The organism is Kocuria sp. CPCC 205231 (assembly GCF_040980965.1).
GTDB lineage: Bacteria > Actinomycetota > Actinomycetes > Actinomycetales > Micrococcaceae > Kocuria > Kocuria rosea.
This window is the reverse complement of the sequence record NZ_JAVKPP010000068.1, coordinates 1-791: the sequence shown is the minus strand read 5'-3', so window position 1 is coordinate 791 and position 791 is coordinate 1. Positions and strand designations below refer to the sequence as shown.

Below are 791 nucleotides of genomic sequence, written 5' to 3'. Positions count from 1 at the left end.
TCCTCGCGGTTCGTCACCGCGGTGATGATTCCCTCGCGCACCACCGGTGATCTGCTGGCCGGGATGTGGCACCTGGTGGTCGAGCAGATCCAGGGCGTGCCGCGGCGGTGGGTCTGGGACAACGGGTCCGGCATCGGTCGCGGGGGCCGCCCGGCCGAGGGGGTGGTCGCGTTCATGGGCACGATGGCGGCAGCCCTGGTGCAGCTCAAGCCCTACGACCCGGAGTCCAAGGGCATCGTGGAGAGGGCCAACGGCTATCTCGAGACCTCGTTCCTGCCCGGACGCAGTTTCGCTTCCCCGGCCGACTTCAACGCCCAACTGCGCCAGTGGCTGGTGGGTGCCAACACCCGGCGGGTGCGGGCCATCGCCGCCCGGCCGGCGGAGCTGATCGCCGCTGATCGGGCCGCGATGCTCCCTGTGCCGCCGGTCGCCCCGGCGATCGGGCACCGCTGGTGGGTGCGGCTGGGTCGGGACTACTACGTGCGGGTCGCCGGCAATGACTACTCCGTGGACCCGACCGTGATCGGGGCCATGGTCGAGGTCACCGCTGACCTGGATCGGGTGCTCGTGCGTCACCAGGGCCGGGTCGTGGCCGAGCACGCGCGCTGCTGGGCGTCAGCGACCACGGTCACCGACCCGGCGCACGTGGCTACCGCTGCGGTGCTGCGCCGGGCCTACCAACAACACCCCCACCCGGTTGCCGAGCCGGATCCGCTGGTGCGGGATCTGGCCGACTACGACCGCGCGTTCGGGATCGAGGTCGCCTGATGGCCACCACACCGGCCGAGACG

1 pseudogene is annotated in these 791 nt (G+C 71.7%); it reads left to right on the top strand.

From position 1 onward, the window contains the following. Positions 1-768, top strand: a pseudogene (locus tag RF640_RS18890) (IS21 family transposase); the annotation flags it as partial. Between the last annotated feature and the right edge of the window lie 23 nt (positions 769-791).